Annotated in this window: 28 protein-coding genes; 15 read left to right on the top strand and 13 right to left on the bottom strand. The window is 51.2% G+C overall.

Annotation, left to right across the window (positions count from 1 at the left end):
* Positions 1–45: 45 nt before the first annotated feature.
* On the top strand, positions 46–2,292 hold the full coding sequence (locus NSQ24_RS15155; RefSeq protein WP_039070968.1) for a UvrD-helicase domain-containing protein: 2,247 nt from the start codon (positions 46–48) through the stop codon (positions 2,290–2,292).
* Positions 2,293–2,611: 319 nt separating this feature from the next.
* Here the strand turns inward: NSQ24_RS15155 and NSQ24_RS15150 are convergent, their stop codons facing one another.
* Positions 2,612–2,914, bottom strand: a complete 303-nt coding sequence (locus NSQ24_RS15150; protein WP_003385730.1) for an iron-sulfur cluster biosynthesis family protein — start codon at positions 2,912–2,914, stop codon at positions 2,612–2,614.
* 110 nt (positions 2,915–3,024) lie between these two features.
* Here NSQ24_RS15150 and ltaE point away from each other — a divergent pair, with 110 nt between their 5' ends.
* Complete coding sequence (ltaE, locus tag NSQ24_RS15145; protein WP_003385729.1) at positions 3,025–4,062, top strand: low-specificity L-threonine aldolase; 1,038 nt, start codon at positions 3,025–3,027, stop codon at positions 4,060–4,062.
* Positions 4,063–4,249: 187 nt separating this feature from the next.
* On the opposite strand, the gene NSQ24_RS15140 is transcribed toward ltaE, so the two are convergent.
* Genes NSQ24_RS15140 through NSQ24_RS15130 form a run of 3 tightly spaced genes read right to left on the bottom strand, consistent with a single transcriptional unit; the run spans position 4,250 to position 7,603 of the window.
* Positions 4,250–4,951 (bottom strand): hypothetical protein, encoded by a 702-nt coding sequence (locus NSQ24_RS15140; RefSeq protein ID WP_243014292.1) that lies wholly within the window; start codon positions 4,949–4,951, stop codon positions 4,250–4,252.
* Positions 4,948–6,072 (bottom strand): GerAB/ArcD/ProY family transporter, encoded by a 1,125-nt coding sequence (locus NSQ24_RS15135; protein ID WP_243014291.1) that lies wholly within the window; start codon positions 6,070–6,072, stop codon positions 4,948–4,950. Before NSQ24_RS15135 ends, NSQ24_RS15140 begins: the two co-directional genes overlap by 4 nt.
* A gap of 16 nt (positions 6,073–6,088) precedes the next feature.
* Positions 6,089–7,603, bottom strand: a complete 1,515-nt coding sequence (locus tag NSQ24_RS15130; RefSeq protein ID WP_003385726.1) for a spore germination protein — start codon at positions 7,601–7,603, stop codon at positions 6,089–6,091.
* Positions 7,604–7,852: 249 nt separating this feature from the next.
* Between NSQ24_RS15130 and NSQ24_RS15125 the strand changes: the two genes are divergently transcribed.
* Positions 7,853–8,044 (top strand): hypothetical protein, encoded by a 192-nt coding sequence (locus tag NSQ24_RS15125; RefSeq protein WP_003385725.1) that lies wholly within the window; start codon positions 7,853–7,855, stop codon positions 8,042–8,044.
* 18 nt (positions 8,045–8,062) lie between these two features.
* Here NSQ24_RS15125 and NSQ24_RS15120 read toward each other — a convergent pair whose 3' ends face one another.
* Positions 8,063–8,797, bottom strand: a complete 735-nt coding sequence (locus NSQ24_RS15120) for an alpha/beta hydrolase-fold protein (RefSeq protein ID WP_003385724.1) — start codon at positions 8,795–8,797, stop codon at positions 8,063–8,065.
* A 246-nt stretch (positions 8,798–9,043) separates the two neighbouring features.
* On the opposite strand from NSQ24_RS15120, the gene pdhA reads away from it, so the two are divergent.
* The 5 genes from pdhA (at position 9,044) to NSQ24_RS15095 (ending at position 14,295) form a co-directional block, all read left to right on the top strand.
* A complete protein-coding gene (gene pdhA / locus NSQ24_RS15115; RefSeq protein WP_003385723.1) occupies positions 9,044–10,129 on the top strand; it encodes a pyruvate dehydrogenase (acetyl-transferring) E1 component subunit alpha in 1,086 nt (361 codons plus the stop codon).
* Positions 10,130–10,132: 3 nt separating this feature from the next.
* Positions 10,133–11,113 (top strand): alpha-ketoacid dehydrogenase subunit beta, encoded by a 981-nt coding sequence (locus NSQ24_RS15110; RefSeq protein WP_003385721.1) that lies wholly within the window; start codon positions 10,133–10,135, stop codon positions 11,111–11,113.
* Between the two features lie 106 nt (positions 11,114–11,219).
* The gene (locus NSQ24_RS15105; protein WP_003385720.1) at positions 11,220–12,596 is read left to right on the top strand and encodes a dihydrolipoamide acetyltransferase family protein; all 1,377 of its coding nucleotides are present in this window, start codon (positions 11,220–11,222) and stop codon (positions 12,594–12,596) included.
* Positions 12,597–12,602: 6 nt separating this feature from the next.
* Positions 12,603–14,012, top strand: a complete 1,410-nt coding sequence (gene lpdA, locus NSQ24_RS15100; RefSeq protein ID WP_003385718.1) for a dihydrolipoyl dehydrogenase — start codon at positions 12,603–12,605, stop codon at positions 14,010–14,012.
* A 121-nt stretch (positions 14,013–14,133) separates the two neighbouring features.
* On the top strand, positions 14,134–14,295 hold the full coding sequence (locus tag NSQ24_RS15095; RefSeq protein WP_024984100.1) for an aspartyl-phosphate phosphatase Spo0E family protein: 162 nt from the start codon (positions 14,134–14,136) through the stop codon (positions 14,293–14,295).
* On the opposite strand, the gene NSQ24_RS15090 is transcribed toward NSQ24_RS15095, so the two are convergent.
* Together NSQ24_RS15090 and NSQ24_RS15085 are read right to left on the bottom strand one after the other, a co-directional pair.
* Positions 14,292–15,032, bottom strand: coding sequence for a hypothetical protein (locus NSQ24_RS15090; protein WP_339166142.1), 741 nt, complete (start codon positions 15,030–15,032; stop codon positions 14,292–14,294). The two genes, NSQ24_RS15095 and NSQ24_RS15090, sit on opposite strands and share 4 nt — an antisense overlap.
* Positions 15,033–15,128: 96 nt before the next feature.
* Positions 15,129–15,278: a small acid-soluble spore protein P gene (locus tag NSQ24_RS15085; RefSeq protein WP_003385715.1), complete on the bottom strand. Its 150-nt coding sequence runs from the start codon at positions 15,276–15,278 to the stop codon at positions 15,129–15,131.
* Positions 15,279–15,507: 229 nt separating this feature from the next.
* Between NSQ24_RS15085 and NSQ24_RS15080 the strand changes: the two genes are divergently transcribed.
* On the top strand, positions 15,508–16,383 hold the full coding sequence (locus tag NSQ24_RS15080; RefSeq protein WP_003385714.1) for a HEPN domain-containing protein: 876 nt from the start codon (positions 15,508–15,510) through the stop codon (positions 16,381–16,383).
* Between the two features lie 26 nt (positions 16,384–16,409).
* Positions 16,410–17,981 carry an ABC-F family ATP-binding cassette domain-containing protein gene (locus tag NSQ24_RS15075; protein ID WP_003385713.1) on the top strand — a complete coding sequence of 524 codons (1,572 nt, stop codon included), beginning with the start codon at positions 16,410–16,412 and terminating at the stop codon, positions 17,979–17,981.
* 67 nt (positions 17,982–18,048) lie between these two features.
* On the opposite strand, the gene NSQ24_RS15070 is transcribed toward NSQ24_RS15075, so the two are convergent.
* Both NSQ24_RS15070 and NSQ24_RS15065 read right to left on the bottom strand, forming a co-directional pair.
* Entirely contained in the window at positions 18,049–18,555 is a 507-nt protein-coding gene (locus NSQ24_RS15070; RefSeq protein WP_339166139.1) for a DUF6886 family protein, read from the bottom strand.
* Between the two features lie 10 nt (positions 18,556–18,565).
* Positions 18,566–19,633 carry a phosphodiester glycosidase family protein gene (locus tag NSQ24_RS15065; protein WP_171506006.1) on the bottom strand — a complete coding sequence of 356 codons (1,068 nt, stop codon included), beginning with the start codon at positions 19,631–19,633 and terminating at the stop codon, positions 18,566–18,568.
* 120 nt (positions 19,634–19,753) lie between these two features.
* Here NSQ24_RS15065 and NSQ24_RS15060 point away from each other — a divergent pair, with 120 nt between their 5' ends.
* From NSQ24_RS15060 to NSQ24_RS15050, 3 genes are all read left to right on the top strand, one after another.
* Entirely contained in the window at positions 19,754–19,897 is a 144-nt protein-coding gene (locus tag NSQ24_RS15060; RefSeq protein ID WP_003385710.1) for a hypothetical protein, read from the top strand.
* A 204-nt stretch (positions 19,898–20,101) separates the two neighbouring features.
* On the top strand, positions 20,102–21,298 hold the full coding sequence (locus NSQ24_RS15055; protein WP_339166136.1) for a DEAD/DEAH box helicase: 1,197 nt from the start codon (positions 20,102–20,104) through the stop codon (positions 21,296–21,298).
* A 38-nt stretch (positions 21,299–21,336) separates the two neighbouring features.
* On the top strand, positions 21,337–21,492 hold the full coding sequence (locus NSQ24_RS15050; protein WP_003385706.1) for a hypothetical protein: 156 nt from the start codon (positions 21,337–21,339) through the stop codon (positions 21,490–21,492).
* A gap of 24 nt (positions 21,493–21,516) precedes the next feature.
* On the opposite strand, the gene NSQ24_RS15045 is transcribed toward NSQ24_RS15050, so the two are convergent.
* The gene (locus NSQ24_RS15045; RefSeq protein ID WP_339166134.1) at positions 21,517–22,365 is read right to left on the bottom strand and encodes a protein kinase; all 849 of its coding nucleotides are present in this window, start codon (positions 22,363–22,365) and stop codon (positions 21,517–21,519) included.
* 151 nt (positions 22,366–22,516) lie between these two features.
* On the opposite strand from NSQ24_RS15045, the gene NSQ24_RS15040 reads away from it, so the two are divergent.
* Positions 22,517–23,716 carry a DUF3900 domain-containing protein gene (locus tag NSQ24_RS15040; protein WP_171506009.1) on the top strand — a complete coding sequence of 400 codons (1,200 nt, stop codon included), beginning with the start codon at positions 22,517–22,519 and terminating at the stop codon, positions 23,714–23,716.
* 81 nt (positions 23,717–23,797) lie between these two features.
* Positions 23,798–24,640: a DUF1444 family protein gene (locus NSQ24_RS15035; RefSeq protein ID WP_227277617.1), complete on the top strand. Its 843-nt coding sequence runs from the start codon at positions 23,798–23,800 to the stop codon at positions 24,638–24,640.
* Between the two features lie 41 nt (positions 24,641–24,681).
* Here NSQ24_RS15035 and NSQ24_RS15030 read toward each other — a convergent pair whose 3' ends face one another.
* The 3 genes from NSQ24_RS15030 to NSQ24_RS15020 all read right to left on the bottom strand — a co-directional run bounded on the left by NSQ24_RS15030 (position 24,682) and on the right by NSQ24_RS15020 (position 26,923).
* Positions 24,682–25,623 (bottom strand): hypothetical protein, encoded by a 942-nt coding sequence (locus NSQ24_RS15030; RefSeq protein WP_003385699.1) that lies wholly within the window; start codon positions 25,621–25,623, stop codon positions 24,682–24,684.
* Between the two features lie 22 nt (positions 25,624–25,645).
* A complete protein-coding gene (locus NSQ24_RS15025; protein ID WP_122958331.1) occupies positions 25,646–26,695 on the bottom strand; it encodes a DUF2515 family protein in 1,050 nt (349 codons plus the stop codon).
* An 87-nt stretch (positions 26,696–26,782) separates the two neighbouring features.
* Complete coding sequence (locus tag NSQ24_RS15020; protein ID WP_171506011.1) at positions 26,783–26,923, bottom strand: hypothetical protein; 141 nt, start codon at positions 26,921–26,923, stop codon at positions 26,783–26,785.
* Positions 26,924–26,971 lie beyond the last annotated feature (48 nt).

The following is a 26,971-nucleotide window of genomic DNA, read 5'->3' as shown; positions in this document are numbered from 1 at the left end:
TCTCCTTGCGATGCTGAACCTGACAATTTGGAAAGGAGGATATAAATGACTGTACAGCACCCGGACTACGAGCATGAACAGAAGAGACTCGATGAAACACGCTCTATTATCCAAAAGGAAGTGGACACTCTTCGGAAAGAGGTTAAAGAGATTACGGACGATTATGTGAAACAGGTCGTCAACTACAAAAAAGGAAAAGAGCTTCGCTACCTTGAGGACCAAGGACTGGAAAAGCCGTATTTTGGACGAGTGGACTTCCTGAAAGACGAGACATACGAGTTGGACAGCGTATACATAGGAAAGAGGGGCATCGTTCGGAGCGACACATTCGATTCAATTGTCGTTGACTGGCGTGCTCCCATTGCCAGTTTATATTACAGCGGCGAGAGCAAGGATGCGTACTTCCGCAGCGGCAGGGAGATTGTGCGAGGCGAAGTCCGCCTGAAGCGAAATTTTGCCATTGAGGACGGGAAGATTACAGGGATATACGATGGAGCGCTCAAAGAGACGATTCATCGCGAAGTTGGCCATCCGGATGAATTTTTGCAGGAAGGGTACATCGATGAGTTCCTGGCAGCCAACCTGAATCAGACGAACGACAGCAGATTGAAGGATATCGTAGCGACGATCCAGTCGGAGCAGAATGACATTATTCGAGCAGACAAGGATCGCCCGGTTGTCGTTCAAGGGGTGGCCGGAAGCGGCAAGACGACGATTGCGCTGCACCGGCTCTCCTATTTGATCTACAATTATCAGGACTCGATGATGTCAAAGAGGTTTATGGTTTTTGCACCAAACCGGTTGTTCCTTACGTACATTTCAGAGGTTCTTCCCGAATTGGGAGTGGATGACGTTCAGCAGGCGACATTCCTGGATTGGGCTTCCAAGCTGGTCAAGTCCATCCTTCCAAAAGGCTGGCGGATTCTGGACCCGCACAAGCCCCTTCAGTTGTTCTTTGAACAAGGACAGAGCGATGCCGAGCGTCGGACGGTGCTGCATCGTCTTCGGTTCAAGGGCTCGCTCGCTTTCCGGGATGTACTCCAGCAATATTTGCTGTTTGTAGCGGAAAACAGGGTAGCCTACAAAAAATTAAGCTTTGTCTACAACAGAACCAAACATGTTTTTACGATTCCGGGTGAGACCATCCGTCAGCTTTTTGCCGAACAATATGCCCATCTGCCATATCGTCGGCGAATGGAAGCCGTTCGAAAGCACGTTAAGCAGGACATCAATAAACAGTTGTTCGCCCATCTGCGAGAGAAGCGAATTGATCTGGATAAGCAAGCGTTGGCTAAATATGAGAAAATGATTGATCAGCTTCTGGACAAATACTTTTCCATTTTTCCTGAACTGGATGTCTTCTCGTCGTACCGCGAAATGTTGACCGACACAGCTTTATTGAAAGAGCTGACAAAAGGGGAAGTCAATGGCGAGGATATCGAGGATATTTGCCGGTCGTCTGCAGAGATATTCGAAGCGGAGCGGATCGAGCCAGAAGACGTTGCGCCGCTGATCTATCTGCGGCATCTGATCGAAGGATTGGAGCAGGCCGACCACTTTGACCACAGTGTCGTTGATGAAGCACAGGATCTCAGTGCGTTGGAAATTGCGGTGATCGGGCTTGTGACAAAGAGACATTCTTTGACGGTAGTGGGAGATATCGCGCAGGGCATCCATGCATACAGGGGATTGCAATCGTGGGAAGAACTGTTGGAGGGAGTTTTTCAGCAGCCGCGGGGGGTTTACTACACACTCGCGCAGAGCTACCGTTCCACAATCGAAATTATGAAATGTGCCAACGAGGTACTGCGAAAGATAAACCTGCCGGAGACGATTATGGCCAAACCGGTATTGCGGCATGGGGAAAAGCCTTTGTTGGCATCATGGGACGGGAAAGAACTGCCGGTTAAAAATCTGGTCCAGCTTGTAAATGATTATCGGCAAGAGGGCTTTCAATCCATCGCGATCGTAGCCAAAACAGCCGAGGCCAGCAAAAAAGCATACAAGTCATTGAAGGCCTCCATCGAAGGACTGAAGCTGCTGGGAAGCAAGGATACCCAATTCCCGGGCGGTGTCGTAGTAATGCCAGCTTATTTGACCAAGGGGCTGCAATTTGATGTGGTCATCTTGTTGAATATCGAGGAGTACTTGGACAATGAGTGGGATACAAAGCTCCTGTATGTAGCCATGACCAGACCCGTACATCGGCTTTTCATGATTCATCAGGAAGACAGGATGAGTCCGCTCTTTGCTGACGTGCCACCTGAGTTGTACGAGAAGAGATCTTTGTAAAGAAAAAAGTCTTGCAATAAAGAAGAAGGCTTTGTAACGAAAATAACGGCTTGCAACGAACAAGAGACTTTGGTAACGAAATAAGGTCCTGCAGCGAAAACGAGAACTCCGAAAGATGGGAAAGGCCCTGGAACAAAAAAGAGCTCTAGACCCAAATAGAGTTTTGCAACAATTGTATAGAGTCCATTACAAAAAAGAGACATCGACAAGATGTCTCTTTTTTTGGTTCCTAGCAGCTTTTACAAAAACAGCTTTTTCCCAAAACAATTCATTCTCAAGAAAACCCCGCTGATGACTCGCAGCGGGGACAAGGGAGCCATTAATGATCGCCGTGATTTCCTTTGGAAGGATTTGTAAGCACGTATCCCTCTTGTGGTGTATACAGGTAGTCGATAACAAGGCCGTCTAGCAACGGCTCGTCTTTCTTGACGATTACGTCGATTTCCTTGTCGGTAGAAACGACGGTATCTTCGTCGGTCGGTTTATCCAATGCCAAGCCGTAATGGGCATGGTCACCGTGTGCATGTGTTATGTATGCGCGGAGCTTCAACTCTTTATCCTCTTCTTGGTCCAAAATGGCTTTCAATTGTTTTGCGGCGTTGCGAGTAATTTTTACCTTCATGGGTCAGTCTCCCTTGTTTTGGTATCGTACTCCTCCATATTAGCAAACTGCCAAATCCCGATGCAATGCAGAAAGTGTTAAAATGGCAAGAGAGAAGGGAGAGAAGAAAGATGCCGATTGATTTGCGCAGCGATACGGTTACCAAGCCGACAGATGCGATGCTCCGTGCCATGTATGAGGCAGAAGCAGGGGACGATGTGTATGGAGAAGACCCGACTGTAAACCGCCTGGAAAGAGTGGCGGCCGAGATATTGGGGAAAGAAGACGCGCTGTTTGTCACGAGCGGTACACAAGGGAATCAGGTGGCAGTCCTTACCCACTGTGTAAATGGCGACGAGGTTATTTTGGAGGCAGACTCCCACCTTTTTTACTATGAGGGAGGCGCAATGGCTGCTCTCGCGGGGGTGCAAACCAGGACGATCGCGGGAGATAGGGGGGCACTGCCTCCACAGGAGGTAGCCAAAGCAATTCGCGGGGTCAATATCCATTTTCCGAGGACCCGTTTGATTTGCATGGAAAATACACATAACCGCGCTGGAGGGGCGGTCGTCCGCCCTGAACAGATGAAAAGCGTATACGAAGTAGCAAATCGTAACAACGTACCTGTCCACCTGGATGGCGCCAGATTATTCAATGCTGCTGTCGCGTTGGGCTGCGAGGTGACCGGGCTTACCCGGTATACAGACAGTGTTCAGGTGTGCTTGTCGAAGGGATTGAGCGCACCGGTAGGGTCTGTGTTGGCAGGGAGCCGGGCGTTTATCCAGGAGGCGCGTTGGTGGAGGAAGAAGCTGGGCGGCGGCATGCGCCAAGTCGGTTACATGGCAGCACCAGGAATACTCGCCTTGACGGAAATGACGTCACGGCTTGCGGAAGACCATCAGCGAGCGCATGATTTGGCCGTAGGTTTGCAAAAGCTATCTCTGCATGTCGAACCGGTAGAAACGAACATAGTTTTGGTTCACACGGACAAAGCGGGTCTTTCTGCCGAACAATTTTTGGCCAAGCTGGCTGAAAAAGGGGTGCTTGCTGTCGACTTTGACGAAACGGTCGTTCGTTTTACAACACATCGTCACATCAGTGATCAGGATATTCAGAACACTTTGGCAGCAGTGGAAGCGATCTTGCATCCATCAAGGTCAACGGGATGACGCGTCCAAGCTTTTTTACCAAATGACTTTTCCGGGAGGAAGAACGGAGCAGCGGGCAGCAGGGTCACAAAGGGCTGCACCAGCATACCGAAAGAGAAACGTGCAGCAGACTTCCCTGGTGCACGTTCTCTTTGAAAAAGGGATCATTTTTTCTTGCCTTTCAAGGCAAACTCCTCTGTTTTTACCGTTACGTCGAGAGATACTGGTATTCGACTAAACACCTCGTCCCAATTTTCCTTTCGCTTCTTCCACTCCTTCGGATATGTTCCGAGACTGTCCCAATGGATATAGGCTGGGCGATATGAATGGATTTAGAAAGGTTATCGATTAGGCTTAACAGCTCGAAGGAGGGCAAGTCTTCATTTTTGGTTTTTGCTTCAAGAATCTCTCTCCCGTTTCCCTCCGCTATGGTCAGATGAACGGTACGACGCATCTCGGTATCTCGCAAATTCATGTTTAGCAATTGGGCCAGATTAATTTTACGAGATACCTGATCACCCAAAATAATTATTTTCAAGTGCATGAAAAAGGGCGGACGACCTATGCGAGTAGCTGTTTCTCTCGCAACCTGGAAAGCCGTATCCCCTGAACTTGTAATGTTAATGTAAGGCTTTTGGTTGGAAGGGTTTCCCCTTGAGGTTCCCCCAATAATTTTGGGGTTTACGATCTGATAAGTAACGGAGATAGGCATTATCGTTTTATGCTTGTGAACGATTTGTTTTTCTTCCTCGGAGGTCCGCTTCTTCTGTATAGCCTGGTCAACGGACATCCCGATGGCGATCCCCAGGTCCTCGATCTCCCGACGATCCCAGCAACCGCTGGAAACGATGGCGCTGCACAGGAGGAGCGTAACTAAGATTGGCAGAGATCTGGCTTTCATCATGCTCATGGTCTCGACCCCTCATTAACCGGTTGATCGTGTTTCGGCCGGTTTCTGGCTATCGCGATCAGAAGCAAAAAAAGCGGGATGAGGGTCGAGACAAGGACAGAGAAAAAGCCAATGCTCTTGCCGAGTTCCAATGCCCCGTTGAGATCTTTTGGCAATAGCGCGATTCCGTATATCACGGGGAGAAGCAAACACATGACGAGCTTGATATTCCAGCCGATGAGAAGGTGAATTCCTAAAGAAGCTAAATACAAATTAATAAAAAACGTTGTAAACATATTTAGCAGCCAGATGGTGATAAAAAAGATTTCAAAGTGTTCAAAGAAAGCTCCTGGAAATTCGATCTGCTTTACGAATTCCATCGTGGGCCAAGTCAAGGTAATCACTTCGTTAAGCGTCAAGGAGCCGATTACCATGATGACGATGGTCATATAGATGAGTGTGACGAGTGCAAAGCCGAGCAGTATAGGGAGCGTTGATTTTTGGGCATTGCGCGTATAGGCCACAAGAAACAGGATCACGTCAAAACCTGAGAAGGCCTGGGCGGTAGGGAGGATGCCCGGGAGTAAGGCTGACGGTCCGTTTTCAAGGAACGGACGTATATTGTCAAACTCAAAGTTTTTCCAATTGAGAAAGAGAATCGTAAACACGATCAACAGGGTGATGGGGAGATAAAACTCATTGATCCGAATGATCGCATTCAAACCGCCTGACACCAAATAAAAGCCAACCAGTATAAAGGCCAGCATGGTTATCTCCAGAGGGGTTTCGTCCAATAGGAAGTGACGGACAACCTCCGCCTGCACCCGCGCTTCAAAGGCCCCAAATGTCGTAAAGTTGCAGATGTACAAAACACTGATCAGAGTCCCCAGTACTTTTCCTACGATGCGCACGTTGTAAATATAAAAAGTCTCACCCGGAAAGCAGTTGCTTAGATGCAGGCAAATCATTGCCGCGACCGCAGTAATGATTCCCCCAAGGATAACGTCGATCCAGACATCCGGCGTTCCCACCTCTTCAGCGATGACGCGGGGGAGGGTAAGGATGGCTACCCCGATGATGGTAGAAACAGTTGTAATCGTCAGCTGGAATGGTGAAAAAGGAGAAATCCGAAGGGAACTCACGAAAGCCCACTCTCCTTTACTTTGATTGATCGGAACGGTTTCGGTCGAGCGGCTTGAACATCGCTGGCCGGAATTTTAACAGCGTCTGCAAGGGCAAGCGAAGGAACAGGTCCTTCCACGTGTATACACGATTGGGGACATATGGAGCCGCATAATTGATGCCAAAGCTTTTGAGTCTTACCACATGAGAGGTGATCAAGACAAATACGAGAATGATCCCGTATAGACCGAAAATAGAGGCGGCCAGCATCATCCCGAAACGAAGCAGACGTATCGCGATGGCAGCAGGGTATTGTGGAAACGCAAAGGACGAAATGGCCGTCAACGCAACGACAATCACCATGATCGGGCTGACGATACCCGCTTCGACAGCGGATTGTCCGATGACAAGGCCCCCTACTATTCCCACTGCTTGACCGACAGGCTTTGGCAAGCGCAAACCAGCCTCCCGCAAGAGCTCAATGGTTATTTCCATAAACATCGCTTCTACAATGGTGGGAAACGGAACTCCCTCTCGCGTACCCGCAATAGAGATGGCCAATTTCGTCGGGATGAGTCCTTGATGGTAGGAGACGAGCGCTACGTATAACGCAGGCAAGAAAAGCGCAAAGAATAGCGCCAATGTCCTGAGCATGCGGATGAGTGAAGCGGGAATCCAGCGGTCGTAGTAATCCTCCGGCGATTGCATCAGCATGGGGAACGTTACGGGGACGATCAGTGAAAAAGGCGTACCATCGATCAGAATCGCAACCCGGCCTTCCAAAAGCGCGCCCTCCACGCGATCCGGCCGTTCCGTATTTTGAACCTGCGGAAAGGGAGAATAGGGGTTGTCCTGAATGTAGTTCTCAACATACCCGGATTCAATCGGATCGTCGATGTCGATTTTTTGCAGTCTCCGTCTTACCTCATTCACCAGATCCGGATTCGTTACCCCGCGCAGATAGCAGATGATGACCTCTTTTCGTGCCCGCCTGCCCAAAAATAAAGATTCAAAGGTCAGATGGGGATCCTTCAACCGCCGGCGGAGAATCGCTGTATTTTCATTCACCTCTTCTACAAAACCGATCCGCGGACCACGTACGAGGGCTTCGCTGGCAGGCTCCTCTTGCTGCCGGGACTTGTCCTTAGCCGTTCCAAATATGACGGCGCCGGGATACTCGTCGAAGAGAACGCAAGTATTTCCGGCCAATATCTCCGAGACACATTGATCAGATTTGTATACCACTGAAATATCCCCGAATGTGCTCGCATGCTGTGCAAAATGTTTCAGGTTTTGCGGATAGTCTGGGGGACTGGCCTCCACCTCTGTGAGAAAGCGCCGGGAGATCACCCCGAATACTTGACTGTACAAAAATTGCTGGTCAACCATCCCTTTTGCATAGATGGCGACAGCCTTGCGTTCTGTCTCGCCCAAGGACATTTCTCTATAAACGATATCGGAGCTGTTTCCGAGCAGCGTCAAGATATGCTCCAGATTGTCGCTGAGAGAGGGGACAAGCTCCGGGGAGTGGGACTTTGCATACGGCTTCATCTGGGTGAATCCTTTCCAGGTGAATTCTTAGCTCCGAATGACAAGCTCGGATTTGCGAGTTTGGGTAGAGTTTGCCCCAAAATGTGCCATCTCACTCAAGCGAAAGAAGCTCCGCGGCATAGTAGGGGTCTCGCGAATCGACACCAGTCAGCCGGGCAACAAGGCGCTCACCTGATGAGAGCAGGGGAGTAAATCGACCTTTGCAAAGGAATACTACGAGTATCCAACAAAAGGGAAAGAGGGATTCAAATGATTTCCGCGAAACAGCGTCAGCAGGTCCAAAATCAGATGCAGCGGGACGAAAGCAAAGTTGTCAACATTGTCCTGAGCGATGAACGGCAAGTAGCGGGAGAAATCGAAAAAGCCACCCACCAGGGATTGTTCCTGACGGATGGCAGTTACTACAGCTACGCCGATATTCGGGAGATCAACGGACTATAGACGGTTGCAGGCGGACAACTACAGATCGGAGGCCGGAAAAAAGTGTCGCAAGCCATCCGGCAATTCTTTTTGCCACAGGCCCCAGACATGGTTTCCCGGCTTCTCCCGGTAGGAAAGCGAAGCGCCCTTTTTTTCAAAAATGTCTTTTGTTTTGCGGTTCCATTCCACAAAGTCAAAGGTTCCCATGTGTGTTTCGACAGTTGTTTCATCCAGTCCAACCACCATCCAGACATTCAGCCAAGAAAGGTCGTCTGCAGCGGACAGTTGGTCCAAAGTAGGCTGGAAATACGCCCCCGACAGGGAGAGCAGATTCGGAAAGAGAGCGGGTTCGTCCAAAGCGATGTGCAAGGAGACGGTTCCGCCAAGCGAATCGCCCGCCAGCACGCGCGCTTCCGGATTTTTCCGTACCGGATAACGCTCTTCGATGTAGGGGATCAATTCTTCTATAAAGAAACGCTTGTACCCCTCGTGCCGCGATCCGATAGGGGAATATTCGCTTGTCCGTTTGCTTCTCTCCACGGAGACGCCGACAACGAGAAAGGGCGGCACTCCTTCGTCGAGGATCAGTTGATTGGCAATCGTGGCAATCCGACCCATGGTAAAAAAATCATTCCCATCCTGGCAGTAGACGACGGGATAGGAGAGCAGCTCGTTGTATCCGGGGGGGAGATATACCTTTACGGAGCGGGGCGAATCCAAATAGACGCTGGGAATTTCTTCTTTGACAATCGTTCTTTTTACATAGTCTGACATGGGATTTCATCTCAACTCCTAAACGAAATTCCAAACTAATCCTTGAAAAAAACTGATACAGATTTTATAGTAAATGATAACAGGAAGGAAATAAACCCTGTAATATCAATACTATAACACATTGAACAGTTATTTTATCTGAGGTATAACAGGGTTGTGCGAAAGTGGTTGTAAGCACTTTCAACACGGCGACTTTCTGCGCAATTAACCTTTCCCGCTTTATAATCCAGTGACGAGGTGAATGTGATGAGCGTGACTACTGCTGTTGAACAAACGGGTAACAACACTCCGCTGCAAATTCTTGCTCCGGACGGTACCGTTGTTCGTCCTGATCTCATGCCCAAGCTTTCTGATGATGAATTGCGCGATCTGATGCGCAAAATGGTCTTTACCCGTGTGTGGGACCAACGTGCAATCAGCTTGAACCGCCAAGGCCGTCTTGGTTTCTATGCGCCGGTTGCCGGCCAGGAAGCCGCAATGATCGGTTCCGAGGCTGCCCTTTCCAAAGAAGACTTCATCCTGCCAAGCTACCGCGATATTCCGCAAATGGTATGGCACGGTTTTCCAATGCACAAAGCTTTCCTCTACTCCCGTGGTCACATTGAGGGCGGACGCATTCCAGAAGACGTCAACGTTCTGATGCCGCAAATCATCATCGCTGCTCAATGTACACAGGCTGCAGGTATTGCGATGGGCTACAAGCTCCGCGGTGAAAAACGCGTAGCGATCAACTACTTTGGTGACGGCGCAACGTCCCAGGGTGATTTCTACGAAGGGATGAACTTTGCCGGCGTTTACAAGCTGCCAGTCATTTTCTTCTCGCAAAACAACGGATACGCTATCTCCGTGCCGTTTGAAAAGCAAACAGCTGCTGAAAACGTTGCTGTAAAAGCAAAAGCTGCCGGTATCGCCAGCGCGCGCGTAGACGGTATGGACATTCTTGCTGTGTACCATGCTGTGAGCGAAGCGAAGCAACGCGGTATTGACGGCGAGGGAGCGACTCTGATCGAGGCGCTTACTTATCGCTATGGTCCGCACACAATGGCTGGTGACGACCCGACTCGCTACCGTACTGGCGAAGAGCAAAGCGAATGGGAACAAAAAGACCCGCTGATCCGCTTCCGCAAGTTCCTGGAAAACAAAGGGCTGTGGAGCGAAAAAGACGAGGAAGCGGTTATCGAAGAAGCAAAACAAGCGGTTGCTGACGCGATCAAGAAAGCGGACGAAGCGCCGAAAATGAAAGTTAGCGACCTCATCGACGTTATGTTCGAAACACTGCCGCCTGAACTGGAAGAGCAAAAGGCGGAATATCTGGCAAAGGAGTCGAAATAACCCATGGCACAAATGACAATGGTTCAAGCCATTACGGACGCAATGCGCGTTGAATTGAAACGCGACGAAACCGTTCTCGTCTTCGGTGAAGACGTGGGTAAAAACGGCGGGGTATTCCGTGCAACAGAAGGTTTGCAAGCCGAGTTCGGCGAGCAGCGCGTATTTGACACGCCGCTTGCCGAGTCCGGAATTGGCGGCCTGGCTGTGGGCCTCTCCGTCAACGGATTCCGTCCGGTTGCCGAAATCCAATTTTTCGGCTTCGTATTCGAGACATTTGACGCGATCGCCTCTCAGGCGGCACGTATGCGTTTCCGTTCCGGCGGACGCTACAACAGCCCGATCACATTCCGCTCTCCTTTTGGCGGCGGGGTAAAAACGCCTGAGCTGCACGCTGACTCGCTGGAAGGCTTGATCATGCAAACGCCTGGGGTGAAAGTGGTCATCCCATCCAATCCGTACGATGCAAAAGGCTTGCTGATCTCTGCCATCCGCGACAACGATCCGGTTGTATTTTTGGAGCACATGAAACTGTACCGCTCTTTCCGTCAGGAAGTACCGGAAGGCGAGTACACCATTCCACTCGGCAAAGCAAACGTAGTGAAAGAGGGCAGCGATGTTACCATCATCACCTACGGCGCTATGGTTCATACCAGTCTGAAAGCGGCTGAAGAGCTGGAAAAAGCTCGCGGCGCGAAAGTGGAAGTGATCGACCTGCGCACAGTAAACCCGATCGACATCGACACGATTGTCGCGTCCGTGAAGAAAACCAACCGCGCCATCGTGGTGCAGGAAGCGCAAAAAACATCCGGCGTAGCTGCCGAAATCATCGCTCAAATCAACGAACGCGCCATTCTGCACCTGGAAGCGCCAGTGCTTCGCGTTACTGCACCGGATACGATCTTCCCGTTCGCACAAGCAGAAGACATCTGGCTGCCAGATGTGAAACGCGTCGTAGACGGTTTGACCCAAGTACTCGATTTTTAATCACATACCCGGCGGAAAGAGATTGCTTTCCGCCTTCTTTAGGCAACTCTTTTTCCATAATGGATAGTTATGCTTGTACAAACAACCTCATTGAGGAGGAGATAGCGTGAGTCGTTTTACTTTTAGACTCCCGGAGCTTGGCGAGGGCATCCATGAGGGCGAAATCGTCAAATGGCATGTCAAGCCGGGGGATACCGTTGAAGAAGACCAAGTTATCATGGAAGTGCAAAATGACAAGGCTGTAGTGGAAGTTCCATCTCCTGTAAAAGGAAAGGTACTGGAACTGAAAGTTACGGAAGGCACTGTCTGCGTAGTCGGCGATCCGCTGATCGAATTTGACGTGGAGGGCGAAATCCCGAATCTCCCTGACCACGGTCATGGAGACAGTCAAGCAGCAGCACCGGCTGTCGAAGAGAAAATGGAACCGGGCTGCGATATTGGCTCCCAGGTAAGCGCAAACGCAAACCAAGCAATGGATACTCCGCTCGCACAACCTGCAGCGACAGCAACCGCGGCACCAATCGATCGCAAACACGTACTGGCTACGCCGTCTGTACGCAAATACGCTCGTGAAAAAGGCGTTGCGCTGGCAAATGTGCCAGGCACAGGCAAACTCGGCCGCATTACGCGTGAAGATATCGACCGCTTCCTGACTGGCGGAGCAGCAGTTGCTCCTGCAGCAGCTGAAGCGGCAGCACCAGTGGCTTCTGATGCTCCGGAAGCAACTGGCGTACAGCAAGCAGCGGCAGCTCCGACTGTCCACTACGCGGCACAAGCTGGCGAAATCGAAGAACGGGTGCCTCTCAAAGGCATTCGCAGAGCGGTTGCCAAAGCAATGGTTAAATCTGCTTACACCGCTCCGCACGTCACCATCTTTGATGAAGTGGACGTGACAGAGCTGGTCGCTATGCGCAAAGACGCGAAGCCGCTGGCTGAACAGCGCGGCGTAAAGCTGACCTATTTGCCATTCATCGTCAAGGCTGTTGTCGCAGGACTGAAAAAGTTCCCGGAACTGAACGCTTCCATCGACGACGAAAAACAAGAAATTGTTTACAAAAAATACTATAACATCGGTATCGCTACCTCTACGGACCAAGGCTTGGTTGTGCCGGTAGTGAAGGCTGCCGAGCGCAAATCGATCTTTGAAATCGCTGGCGAAATCAGCGAGCTGGCTGCAAAGGCACGCGACCGCAAAGCGTCCGCTGACGAGCTGAAAGGCTCTACCTTCAGCATCACAAACATCGGTTCCGCAGGCGGCATGTTCTTTACTCCGATCATCAACTATCCGGAAGCTGCGATCCTCGGCGTAGGCCGCATCAGTGAAAAACCGGTTGTGAAAAACGGTGAAATCGTGGTTGGCCAAGTGCTGTCGCTCTCGCTCAGCATTGACCACAGACTCATCGACGGCGAACCTGCTCAGCGATTCGTCAACTACGTGAAGCAGCTCTTGGAAAACCCAACACTGCTCGTCATGGAGGGATAACAAGCGATGGTAGTAGGAGAATTTACAACAGAGGTAGACGTTCTCGTCATCGGTGCCGGTCCCGGCGGTTATGTGGCAGCCATTCGCGCTGCCCAGCTGGGCAAAACCGTGGCTGTCGTAGAGAAAGCCGAGCTCGGTGGCGTATGTCTGAACGTCGGCTGCATCCCGTCCAAGGCCATGATCCATGCAGCTCATACGTATGAGCATGCTCAACATACAGATGCCATGGGCATTACCATGGAAAACGTAAAGGTAGACTTTGCCAAAGTTCAGGAGTGGAAAAAAGGCATCGTCAACCAGTTGACTGGTGGCGTCGGCAAACTGTTTAAAGGCAACAAAATCCAGGTAATCCCCGGCGAAGCTCTGTTTGTGAGCGAGAACGAAGTCCGGGTATTCCATGGCTACGATGTAAACCGCTACCGTTTCAACCACTGCATCATCGCGACCGGCTCCCGTCCGATCGAGTTGCCGGCTTTCCCGTACGGCAAGCGTGTGCTGTCTTCGACGGAAGCACTTGCACTGACGGAAATTCCAAAGAGCATGGTCGTAATCGGCGGTGGCTACATCGGCGTGGAGCTGGGTACCGTGTTTGCCAAATTCGGCACGAAGGTAACCATCCTGGAAGGTTCTGATCAAATCCTTCCGGGCTTCGAAGCGGAAATGACCCGCCTCGTTGACCGCAAGCTGAAAAAGCTGGGCGTGGAGATTCATACAAAAGCGCTGGCACAAGGAATGGAAGAGAAGGAAGACGGCGTTGTCGTTACGGCTGAGGTAAAAGGCGAACAAAAGCAAGTCGAAGCTGAATATATCCTCGTGACAGTTGGCCGTCGTCCGAACACCGACGAGCTCGGCGTACGCGATATCGGCATGAAACTGACTGACCGCGGTTATATTGTCGTAGACAAGCAAGGTCAAACCAGCATCCCGAATGTCTACGCGATCGGGGACATCGTTGAAGGACCAGCCCTGGCCCACAAGGCTTCTTATGAAGGAAAAGTGGCTGCCGAAGCAATTGCTGGACACCCGGCAGAGGTCGACTACAAAGCAATCCCGGCTGTCGTATTCAGCGACCCTGAGATCGCAAGCGTAGGGATCAGCGAGCGTGAAGCGAAGGAAAAAGGCATCGAGTACGTATCTGGACGCTTCCCGTTTGCTGCCAATGGCCGCGCGCTTTCGGTCAATGCGGGTGAAGGCTTCGTCAAGCTGATCGCCGACAAGGAGACCAACCTGGTACTCGGGGCGCAAATCGTCGGACCAGAGGCTTCCAACATCATTGCGGAGATCGGTCTTGCGATTGAAATGGGTGCGACGCTCGAAGATATCGAGCTGACCATTCACGCGCATCCAACTTTGGGTGAAGTGACGATGGAAGCAGCGGAGCTGGCTTTGGGTCGCCCCATTCATGTGATGAAGTAAATTCGTTTATGGAAACCCTGCATCCTGAAATGATGCGGGGTTTTTTTCAGCATTTCCCCTTTCCACCGTTTATCAAATAATGTAAAATAGTGGGAGAACGAGTCGGGTGGGGGTAGACACCATGGAGATTACGCAAAAGATGATTGATGATGTTCGCCGGCAGTTGGAACAAGCAGCCAAGAACGCTGGCTACAATTTTCTCGACCCGGAAATCGTAAAAATTAGTCAAAAACTGGATAAATTAATCGTTGCGCACATGATTCAAGACGGAAAACGCCCTTAACGGGGCGTTTTCCATTTCTTCATCGGATAGATGAGGTATGTGGATAATCCTTCTTTTACGAGGCGAACCTGATCGTAAAAATAGCTTGGACACAAAATCAGCTGATCTGCCTGGACGTTTTCTGTCGTTCCATCGTCACAGATCAGTTTTTGCTCTTCTTCACGATATGTAAAAAGCGGAGCAACTTTTTGCAAAAAGGCCATACAGCCTTCTGGCGTGCGTATTGCCTCGTAAATGTTCTCGGCTTCATTCACAAACAACGGAGCGATTTTTTCCCATTTTTCCTCAAAAAACAGCAGCCAATACGTTGAAAGAAATAAAGAGAACCGACCTTTTACGAATTCGGCATCCTGTCTTGCATCCTGATAGATTGCAGGAGGAGCATCGCCCATTTCTCTGCCATCCTCAGGTGTTAAAAAACTTTCTGTAAAAGATGTTATTGGCATCTGAACAAAGTAGTCGTACAGGTCTTCTACTAACATGACCTCTTTAGTCTGGACAGGATCCAAAACATCCGGAATTGTCTCGCGAAAGATGGGAGCAAAGTACTCCCATTCTTTCAAGATCCCTTCTGAATCAAAGCCAGACAGAAGTTCCTCTGCCCAGTCGGAATGCTCCTTTGTCTGCGTTGTGTGGGCCAAGCTGTGAAGGCTGGCGGCTGCCTCAAATAGGGGAGAAACGCTGTAAGTAACGGTAGGATGAAGAGGGCTGCCGCCCGAAAGAGGGACTGAAATCATTATTGTAGACCTCCAACAAGGATACTGTTATCATCATAGTTCATCCTTGTGGGACAATTCAATCTTTGCACTGTAAAAAACAGGAAGGGGCTAGCCCTATCCTTCCCGTGTCTTGATTTGACGCGAATGGTTTTCTTGTTTTACTTTTTTGGAGCCTGGCATCGGCCTGCCCGTTTGTTCCATCGGCTCGTAGGTGTTATTGTAGGTTTGGTGCGGATTTTCATCCAGCATATGCTCTTTTTCCATCGTATCCACTCCTTCCTTTTTTAGAATGCCGCAATCAAATAGTGACGAACCATAGGAAATACTGGTATTCTAAAGGGAAGTCTGTGTACAAGCATGTTGGCAGTGAAAAGGCAATCTCGGAAATACTTGCATATTTGCGAAAAGCACCGTGTTGTCATCGAATATGTTATGGTATGATTAGATATTTCACTCGATTTTTGGGCTTTCACGCAGGAAAGGAGATGACTGTATGCCGACATTGATTGCCCCAATTTTTAATACCACTACAACGAAACCGCTGCACATCGAGCTTCCCAAATCATTTCATCTTGTTTCTGGTGCCGAAAAGCCGTATAATGTCGCTTCGCGGTATCTTCGCAACGTGATGGACGAAAGCCGCTACTTGTTCGATCGAAAAGTCGACTTGACGAGTATCTTTTTGCTGGCGGAATATCCTGCGGAAACGCACGAATTAAAGTATTCGGATGAACGGACTTGGATTGAAGAGATTGAAAACAAGCTGAATCTGGCATCCACCGGGGGAATCTGCTCGATCCCATACATCATTACAGCAAAATTTCCTGTGTACGGCATTACGTACCTCAAGCGATCGCTTGATGGAGATAAATACTTGTTTGACGAAGAAGCACAGAAAATTTTCCTCGCGCTTATGGAGGAGGGAATCACGCTGCCGTCATTGGCGCTCAGACGTTATTCCCTGTCATTAGAAAAGAAGAGCCTGGAAGACCAATTGCTCGATCTCTGGATCTCGCTGGAATCCCTCTTTGCCCCTGACGGGAAAAAAGGGGAGATTACCTACAAGCTTCGTTTCCGCATGGCGTATTATTACGGAGACACGCCCGAGAAGCGGGAAAAGATCGCACAATTTGTCAAGAGCTCCTACAACCATCGCTCCGAGATCGTCCACAGCGGAAAAGAGCATGGGGATTCGCTGGCTGACGAAGTCAAGCTGCTCAGGCAAATGGCCCGTGCCGTTATTTTGAACACGGCGATGGAAAAGATTTCGTTAAACGAACTTCGCCGCCGTCTCGATGAGCAAGTTTTAACAGGGTCCAGCTACGAATTGCGTTATCAGCCGAAATTCTTTGAGAACGTCTCCTTTTGACGTAAGAATATTGCAGGAGGATCTTTATGAGTGTTTTGATCGTTGAAAATTTATCACATGGCTTTGCGGATCGCGTACTGTTCCGCGATGTCAATTTTCGGCTGCAGCCCAATGATCGGGTCGGATTGGTCGGTGCCAACGGTACGGGCAAGTCCACGATGATGGGGATTTTGACCAAGCAGTTGATTCCTGATCAAGGGAAAATCGAATGGATGCCGAAGGTTCAATACGGGTACTTGGACCAGCATACAAAATTGCAGGCGGGCAAAACGATCCGCGATGTTTTGAAGGATGCTTTCTTGCCTTTGCTGCAAGAAGAAGCCGAAATGCTGGCGATTGGCGAGAAAATGGCAGAAGCGACTCCTGAAGAGCTGGAAGAGCTGTTGGAGCGCATGGGAGAAATCCAGGACCGTCTGGAGAACAGCGGCTTTTATCTGATCGATGCCAAGGTGGAGGAGATCGCGAATGCGCTCGGTTTGACTGCCATCGGTCTGGACCGCGATGTTTCCGCGCTCTCTGGGGGTCAGCGGACAAAGGTGCTTTTGGCCAAGCTTCTGCTTGAAAAGCCAAGCGTGCTTTTGCTCGACGAGCCGACCAACTACCTGGATGAAGAGCATATCACCTGGCTGAAAGGGTACCTCAAAGAGTATCCGTACGCCTTTATCCTGATTTCCCATGACACCTCGTTCATGAATGAAGTCGTCAATGTGATTTACCACCTGGAGTTCACCAAATTGAACCGGTATACCGGGAATTACGAGTCTTTTTTGGCTCAGTCCGAAATGAAGCGCTCCCAGCACTTTGACGCCTACGAAAAGCAAAGAGAAGAAATTTCCAAAATGGAAGATTTCATCGCCCGCAACAAAGCTCGTGCCTCTACATCCGGACGGGCGAAAAGCCGCCAAAAGCAGCTGGAAAAAATTGAGCGGATCGACAAACCGGAAACTGCGGCAAAACCAACCTTCATTTTCAAGGAAGCCCGTGCAAGCAGCCGCTTTGTCTTTACGGCAGAGGATTTGGCGATCGGCTATACCCATCCCCTCCTGCCCAAGCTTACGGTCAGCCTCGAACGCGGGGAAAAGGTAGCAGTCGTCGGTATGAACGGTGTGGGAAAATCGACGTTGTTAAAAACAATGCTGGGGATGATCCCGCCATTGGGCGGTAAGCTGGATCGCGGGGACTTTTTGTTCCCGGCTTACTTCGAGCAGGAGGTAAAGCCGAAGCCAGTCACTGCTCTGGATGATGTCTGGAATGAGTTTCCACACATGAACAACCACGAAGTACGGGGGGCACTTGCTCGCTGCGGTCTGAAAAACGAGCACATCAATCGTTCGCTGACAGCTTTATCTGGCGGTGAACAGGCGAAGGTGCGGCTGTGCAAGCTGCTGCAGAGAGAGGCCAACTGGCTGGTTTTCGACGAGCCGACGAACCATCTGGACGTTGTGGCCAAGGAAGAGTTGAAGCGAGCTTTAAAAGAGTTCAAAGGGACTGTATTGCTCGTCTGCCACGAGCCCGAATTTTACGAGGACTGGGTGACACAGGTCTGGAACGTGGAAGAGTGGAGTCTCGATCAGGCCAAAAAACCGATCAAATTGTAATAACAAACAGGCAGCCATTTTGACGGGCTGCCTGTTTTCTGTTTGCGGATATTTTTGAATCCGGTCATTACAGCCGGGCATTTCGCAGACGGATCATGGAAAACTGCATCGTGGAATCGAGCAGGGAATCGTGCAAGGGCTTCAAAGAAGGAGTGAGACGAAGCTCCACGTTTGCTTGAGTCAGGCAGTCCAGCAGATCGCCCATTGGCTCCACGGATAGAGGCGTAACTGTCTCGTGGCAAACATAATAGCCGGCCCCATGATCCCAGCAAACAAAGGGGGTGGGAGGGAACGTATACTTGTACAGCTTTGCTTCTTTGATTCTTTGATACCATGCTGACTCTGCAGCGATGATCATGGAAGCATCCGAGTATCCCATAAACCGGGCGGCATCCTCAGGCGTGGTCTTTGCCGAACGGCCAAACCCGATCTGGGGACAGTCCCGCGGGAAAAAGTACAGCGGGGATTTCTCCTGGTCGATCGCCCAGACTACCGGTGCCAGAGACGGATGGGATGGATGCGGTCGCGGATGAAAGCAGATGATCGACGGGTCTTCGCTAAAGTGATAGTACAAGCCAAACCTCCTATATAACTGCCCAGGCATTAGGCAGATAGCGGCCGCGGTAATACGGGCAGGACGTTTTCGTGATCGCTTCGTTATTATGCAGCATCATCGAGCTCGAGCCTCCGTCCATCGCCATCGCGGTAACCACTCCGCGCTCAGTCAGCAATTCGGCGATATCGTTCATGCTGGCGCCGATTGAATGTCCAGGCTGGCGTCCGTCAATGACGACAAACACGATCGTTCCGTCTTCCTTCTGACCAATGGCTGTCCTCGGCTGAATCCCCCAGCTTTTTGCCGGCTTGTCCGCGAACAGATTTTTTCCATTGACGATGAGCTGCGGACGGAAGCTCATGGCGTCTTTCACGCCCATGTCCACTAGCTGTTGGGCTGTGTAGTTCCCTGTGATCAGCTTCCCGTCAAAAGTGATCCCAAGCGCTGTTTCCCCGCCTTTTGCGTTGTAGTTCTGCAAAATCTTTCCATCCTTAATCAAAAGTCCAAACGCTTTGACGCCATTTCCGTAACCATCGGGATCGGAGAAGCCGCTCGCATTTACAATTCCCAGAGCGTTGTGCTTTTTGACAAATTCATCGAGCAGCTCGCCGCGATCCTTCCGATTGGAGACGAGCAGTTGAACGCGTTTCGGATCGCTGATATACATGATCTTTCCTTTAAAGTAATAATTGCTGCGCTTTTCGTCGATTTCCTCGATTTCAATCAATTCCTTTTTTACTTCCGGAATCGCTACAGCAGCTGGTTCATCCACCGGCTCATCCTTTGGCGTGTTCGTGGTTTCGTCTGCCGAGTTAATGACGACGGGATTGCGGATTTGCTGTTTGAGAGCCTCCAGCTTCTCCTCCGGCAAAAATGTATAAGGCGCCCAGTAATCGTGCTGAGTCGTCAGCAGCGTGCCTGCGGCCCATTCCCGAAGCTCCTCTCCCGTGTCGGTAGCGAACAGAAATGTAGCTCCGAGAAGCATAAAGGTAGCGGCGGTCATCGTGCCCATAAATAGAAGGCGTTTCAATAGCCGCCAGGGGCGGTTTCGTCGTTGGCGTCTTTTTCTCGTACGAGTGCGTGATAAAGTTTGCATGGTGACCCTTCCTATAAAATGTAATAAGTTCTCTGTAATAGATTGACGAACGGAGCGTAAAAAAGTTTCGTGAAACAGAAAAGCAACATCCGGACAAAATAACCGCAGGAGGTGATAGTGATGCGCGGCTATGATGAAGAGTTTCAAAACGAGGTGGAGGCGTATCGGGAAAATCCCCCGGGAACCCATAATCAACGGACGGAGAAGGATCGGCATGACAAGATGGAAAAGCGGGAGACCCGTCTTGACTCGAACAATCGGTGACCGATGAGCGAAATCCTCCAGGCGGATTTCGCTTTTTTCACAGTAAAGACGGTGTTGAAAAGATGAGGAGTTGCCCAGGACAATGATACTGCCCGGCAATGGCAAGGTTGGCTTGGGCGAGTGCAGAAACCGCGCTGTTTCGCACAGGCGCAAAATGTGGTAAGCTTACCCAAGCACGATAAAGTCAATGCCAGGAGGGTTTTTGTGAGCACCACGTTTGCAGATTTTACATTAAGCGCACCATTGATGGATGCTTTGCGAGAGCAAAAAATAGAGCGGCCGACGCCTGTACAGGAGGAAGCGATTCCTCTCATTCAGAGCGGCCGAAATGCATTGGTTGAATCACCTACCGGAACGGGAAAGACGCTTGCTTACCTGCTCCCGCTGATCGATCGTCTGGATACCGAGTCCAAAGACATACAACTGCTCGTTTTGGCACCTACGCACGAGCTCGTCATGCAAATAACGAAGGTCGCGGAAGGCTTGCTTGCCAAGAAAAACATGTCGGCAGCGGCAATCATCGGAGGAGTGGACGTAAAGCGCCAATTGGAGCGGCTGAAGAAACGCCCCGCAGTCGTAGCTGCCACCCCCGGTCGACTGGTTGAACTTTTGGAAAGTCGCAAGGTAAAGGTGCATGAAGTCAAAGCAGTCGTCGTCGATGAGGCAGATCGCTTGCTGGATAGCGGCTTCCTTCGATCCGTGCAGGAAGTGATGCGCCGGGTGATGCGGGATACCCAGCGGCTCTTTTTCTCTGCGACACTCCCTGACGCGGTTATCGAACTAGCGTCCGAAATGGCAAACGATCCTGCTTTGATCAGGGCATCGGGGCCGGAGAATGCCATTGGCGTCGTTCACATGTATCTTGTCAGCGAACCGCGGAAAAAGGTGGATACCCTGCGGCGTCTCCTGCGGTTGGCAAATGTTCGGGCGGCTATCGTCTTTGTCAATCAGATCGACAAGGTAGAGGAGATTGTCTCCAAGCTGGAATACCATCACCTGCCGTGCCGTTTCCTGCACCGCGACACGAGTAAAGAAGAGAGGGCCAGGGCCTTGCAGCAGTTCCGCGAAGGCGTGTATCCGGTCTTGATCACGACAGACGTCGCGGCACGGGGCCTGGATATACCGCAAGTGGAGTGCGTCGTTCACTTTGATCCAGCCCCAGACTCCGATACATACGTGCACCGCAGCGGACGAACAGGGCGAATGGGCAGGGCTGGACTCGTCTTTTCCATCAGCACACCCCAGGAACTGTTTATTCTCCGGAAATTTTCAAAGCAAACCGGGCTTGCCATCATGGAAAAGGTCATGTCTCACGGGCAATTGCTCGACCCCGAACAGGCCAGGGAAGTCTCAAACGAAAGACGTCCGGTACATAAGAAGCGGCGTTTTGAAACAAAGTAGGAGTGGGTTCACCATTCTTTTGTCCACAGGAGGTTCCCATGCGCAAAGATCGGTTGTATGAGGAAGATTTGCTGGTCAATGGTCCCGCCGGCGGAGAAGAGCTCTCGAAGCATGAGCGTCAGACCTTGCGTCGTGAAGCGGGGGAACTCAAGCAAAAAATGGAGAATGCCAAGCAGGAGCCAATCCGCAAGTAATGCAAAAAGAGCAGATACCCCAAGCTATGACGAGGGTATACTGCTCTTTTTCATCTTCTGGTTGCGGATAAAGGCTTTCAGCTCATGCAGCCATTCGTCCACATCGGCATAGCCTTGATCGATGTGCAGGAGTCGCCTGATCATCGAGGAGACCTCCGGCTGAAGTGTCAGCTCTTCTTCCCAGCTTCGCTCTGGCTGGTTCTCGGGCGGCGTATACCCGGTGTAAAGCAGAAACAGAAAGAAGTGCCCGAGGGCGTAAAGGTCGCTTGCAGGTTCAACACGGCGTTTCAACTGTTTTTCCTCCGGATAGCTGCTCATGTCATCTGCGATGTAGGTTGGCGAATCTCCGTAAAAGCGCGCCAGACCAAAGTCGATCAGGTAAGGGGTCCCCTTTTGCCAGATCACATTCGGTATTCGCACGTCTCTATGAATGATCCCTTGCTTGTGCAGATAGGAGACAAGTTCGCCGACCCGGAGCATGAATCGGGCCGCCTCGTACTCGCCGAGGACAGCTTGCTCGTCAAACAGCAGTTCTTCCAGCGTCGGTCCTTCTATATATGACATCGCCAAAAAGGAATCACCCCGAAAATGAAACCGTTCCATAAAACGGGGCATTTGCGGGTGGCAAAGAGCCTGGAGAATACGCTGCTCGTATGCTTGCATGGCTTCTCCTTTTGGGCTATGGCGCAGGCTAGGCTTTACCTGTTTGAGGACGATCGGCTCACTTGTCACTTCATCACAGGCAAGGTACGCGATCCCGTAGCTGCCCATTCCGAGTACGCGATCGACAGTGTACTTCCCGATGCGAGTCCCGATCGGATAGGGCTTGTCTCGAACGGTTTCATTCCACCAAGCGACCAGTCGTTTCCACATGAATAGATCCTCCTCCTGAAACCATCATACCATAAGCGGCAGCGGGTCCATTTGAAAAGGAAGCGCCTTTCATGCTCCGAAAAAGGCTGACCGTTTCTTCCGCCATTTGTTATAATCAGTTCTGTTACTTGTCAGACAGGAGCGGAAGCGTATGAATTTTGTAATCGATTGGCTTTCATTTTATCTCATCGAACAGCCGGAGGAAGAGAGCGGGAACAAGCAGGTACGGATGACCCGCCATTTGTCTGGAGATGAATATGAGAAGAGTGAGCTGCGGGAGTTTCTGGATGGCGAGTTTGCCCGCATCGCCAAGCGAAAGGCAGAGATGAATCCGAAGAGTGAAGCAAGCCCGACCAAACTGGGCCGGTTTGTGATCGAAGAGGGCCATCCGCTGGAGGCGAACCCCAACTATGCCCTGCTGAATCGTTTGCTCCAGGCCGTCACCGTAGGAGAGAGCAAGCAGCCATCGCAGGAGCTGGTGCAATCGTATCTGCGTACATCGCAAGTGAGAGGCGGGGTCCTGATCGTGGTGCGGACCCGGTTGGAGACCTTGGACGAGCCGTTCGTCTTCATCCTCAAGTGCGATTTTGAACAGAAAACAGCGGTAATTACCGATGAACACAGTCTCATTTCCAATGTGCAAATGGCTATTAATGCCAAAAACATGAAGTCCTTGATGTATCCGAATATGATTGAAACCGGCATGAACGACCCGTATCACGTCAAAATACACCAGTTCTCCCATGCTCGCTATTTTGAGGAATTTTTGCGCTTTGTGGAGTACCCGCAGACGGTGACGCAACTGATTTCGGAGGAAGTGCTCACGCTGGCCCGGCAGCATATCGAGCTCGTCTACCCCGAGGCTTCTGAAGAGCGGCAGCGGGCGGAGGAAGAGATCGAGCTGATTGCTGCAAGCCCGAAGCGCGAACTGGCGGAAAAATGGGACCATGAGACGGTGATGGAAGCCGCCCAAATTCTTACCGACAGGCAGCCGGAAATTGAGCTGAAGTGCAAGCTGGACCACATGCAGGTAAAAGCGCTGCTTGCTGATTACGGGAACAATTTTCATATCGCCAAAGTGAACGGCCGATACGTCATTTTGCTGGATGGGGACTTTTTGCAGTTCGAAAGAGGGGTGTCTCCCGTCGAGTTTTTAAAGCCGAAGGATCTTCATGAAATTGTTCGAGAGTTGGAGAGTCGCCAGCCTGGCCCAGGCTACGCCCAGTCGTATGCGCCAACTGTTTCCGAGAAGCCGCCATGGAATGACGCGGATGCCGGACCCGGCAAACCCGCTCAAGGTATCCCAACAAATCGGCAACCCCCTCCCGACGACACCCCGCCATGGGACTAAAGCTCGGCAACAGCAGGTGAAACGGAGGCTCGCTTGCGGCCAACAGGAGTATACTTTCAAAAAGAAACGGGTGGATAGGTCATGGAAAACACCAATCGACAATCTCTCATGCAAAAGACGGTGGAATTGTTGAACAGACAGCTTCCGGCAGGTCTTTCCTGTGTGGGAGGGGATGGAGAAATCCGTATCGTGGAAACTGAATCAGGCAAGCAATTGATCGCTGGGCTGCCGTTAACGCCGCTTTTTGTCCGAGCTGAAAAGACTCCGCAGGAAGCTGCCGAACTGACGCAGGCGTTCGCCAGGCGTGTGCTCGCCATTGTTCAGGGACATTTGAAGCCGATGACCTTGAAAGGTGCGGAAAGCCATATATATCCCGTCCTGAGGCATTCCTCGTTTGTGAAGAAAAACCCGGAGCGCTGGGTCCATCGCACGCATACGGAACAAACGTCGATCCTGTACGCTTTGGACGATGCAAAAGGCTATCGCCTGATCGAACAGGAAATGCTCGTCAGTGCCGGTTGGACAGCGGAAGAGCTGCATCGGCATGCCATCAGCAATCTGCAACAACTGCCGATCCCGAAAAAGCAGCAAAAAGTAGGGCCAAACACAATCACCTTTATTGCGGCTGCGGACGGGTATGCGGCAAGCAGAATACTGCTGCCCTCGCTCATCGAAGAGATGGAAGCGTCTCGGACAGGAGATGTTCTGGGTGTCGCCATTCCCCACCCGGATGTACTGGTCTTCGGTGATTTGCATGGCGACTCGGGGGCTGAACTGCTGTCCAGACTCACCTATGACTTTGCATCCAAGAGCTCGATGCCGATCTCGCCGCTTCCGTTCGTCTGGGAAGCTGGGGAGCTTATTCCGATCGTTGTCGTCACGCATGAAAAGAAGAAAGGGGCCGGACCCGGAGCCAAGAGCTAAGGCCGTTTGGAGCCTCGGCCTCCTCGTGGCTATTCTCTCGCCTAGAAGCGGACATCTCCCGTCTCCAGCGCAAGCTCCATGAAGCGGCCAGCTTCATGGATGAGCCAGTAGGGACGGCGAGGCCCTTCGATGTACAAGGCTTGGGCGGTATCGAGCATGCGGGTTACCCGCGCGTAATCGCCCATCCGCAACGCGCAGACACCCATCGCCATCCACGGGTAAGGATCGTCCGTCTGGAACCGTTCGAACTGTGGAAAGGAGCTTGTGATACGCTGATACAGCGAATGCGCGATCTCTGGCGGAGCAATGCCGTACATAATGGGAAACGCCTGTGAAGTGGCATCCGGGTACCATTTGCGCCAATTGGGGAAGCTGCGGTTGAAGACCGCAAACGATTTTCGCAGCGGACTGTACATCCGGAGGATTCCCTGCCGGCAGGCCTCTGCCCGGAGCTTTGCTTCTCTGCAGGCTGCATGGTTTTCGAGCAGGGAGAACAGAAATGCGGCATCCTCCAGCCCCTTTGCGACCTCGCAGTTATCCATCAGGTATTTTACCCGATAAGAGCTCTTCGCCCACGTCAAACCGTCCTTCTGTTGCAAACGGGCGATTCCCTCCAGGAGTTCCAAGCATTCCTGCTCACGATCTCTCAACCATTCCCTGTCGCCTTCGTACCGCATCAATTCTGCCACCAGACTGAACCATGTGGCGTGGTAGCTGTCCTCGCTGTCTGCCGTGCCCGTGTCTTCCAGGCGTTCGCCGCGAACGAGGAAGTCATTTACATAGCCGTGTTCATTCCTGTTCCGCAAATACCAATCTGCATGGCTCTGCACGTTTTTACATTCACCCAGTCTGATCAGGGGGATCAAGGCGAGATTCGTGAAGTAAGGGTTGACCTGTTTTCGATCAGGCCCCAGTAGAAAGGTGCCAGACGGCAATTGACAGTCCAGTATGTATTGCTTCTGTAAACGTACAGCCGCTTGCATCAAACACAGCCTCCCGCCTTTTCTATGGGCTAAAAGCAGTGACAAATCTGACGCCCCACTCAATCATATGCAGGGAACGGATGTATTTCTCCTCGTCAATGGTAGGCAGATCAGACCGCTCATCCAACTCCGCATGCCATTTGTCGTCGCGATACCAGTCTACCCCGTCTGCAGGCGGATGCTCCTGATCAGGCCAAGCGGCAGTCAGTGTCGGACTGTACAGCTTGTGAGTGCCGGGACGAAGCTCCGTGCCTTCCATTCGCGGGGTGTATGCGACATGCGCATCCACTGCATGCGGCCGCGGCGAAAAGAGATGGGGCCAGTAGTCGGCACGCGAACCGGAATGGGGAATCCGCTGCGCCCATTCGTATATTTTTGCCAGGCGGACAGGATTGTCAAAGAGCAGTTGGTACAAGGCTTTGCCCGTAGCGATGCGCTGCTCCAGGGAAGGAAAGCGTTGAACGGTCATGCCGCAAATGCGGAGTCTGCGATCGGTCGGGTGCTCCTTGTAAGGAAAGAGTACCTGATTCAAAGAGAGGACTGACTGGGCAAAGAAAGCCGGGCTAAAGAAAATGTGCTTCTGCGCAAAGGGCTTGTCCACTACTCTTTGCTCAATGTACTGCTGTTCATTGACGATCAGCGCACGGGTCAAAAGCTGGCTGTCGCGTTTGTGTAGAAAGTCTTGCCAAATCGGCTGCATAAAGCGTGAAACACCCAGATCCGGCAGGAAAAGAGTCAAGTCTTCATTCGCGTCTTTCATTTTTTCGTAAAGCAGCAGCTGGGCGTAGGCATCGTGGAAAATAAGCCAGTTGCAGCGTTCGAGAAACCAAAACGTCCGCTCCACCTCACTTGCGTCCATGAGACGGGGGAGCCACTCTCCTTTCAGATCGGTCATATTCCACCCGCCATTGCGAGAGACAAGATGGGCTAGCAATGCCCAATGCACCTCAGGATGCTTCTGAAAAAAATCAAGGTACGCCTTGGTGCGAGTGAGGTTGTTCCGATTGGCTTCATTCGTTGCGCGCCTGATCTCTGCCACCAGCCCGCGCTCTTCTGTAAGAATTGGTTTCATCCAGATCTGCCTTTCTGATATCAGTCTGTCGGTTGTGTTTCATCCACCGTTCCAGTAAAAAAGCAGGCCGCCGTGGTGACCCGCTTTTTATCCTATCATTTCCAGTACGAGAAGACGCACCAATAGATTTTCTTTGGCCTCTTCCCATGTTTTCCCAAACGTAATGATACGCTCTGATTGGTATTCCATTTCTGCGATAAACATGCCGTCTTGCTCGTAGATGTTCATAAACGATCGTCTCCTCCAAAAAGCCTTTCAACCATTGTATGCTATTAT

The organism is Brevibacillus sp. FSL L8-0520, assembly GCF_037963895.1.
GTDB lineage: Bacteria > Bacillota > Bacilli > Brevibacillales > Brevibacillaceae > Brevibacillus > Brevibacillus borstelensis.
This window is presented reverse-complemented; position numbering and strand designations above follow the sequence as displayed.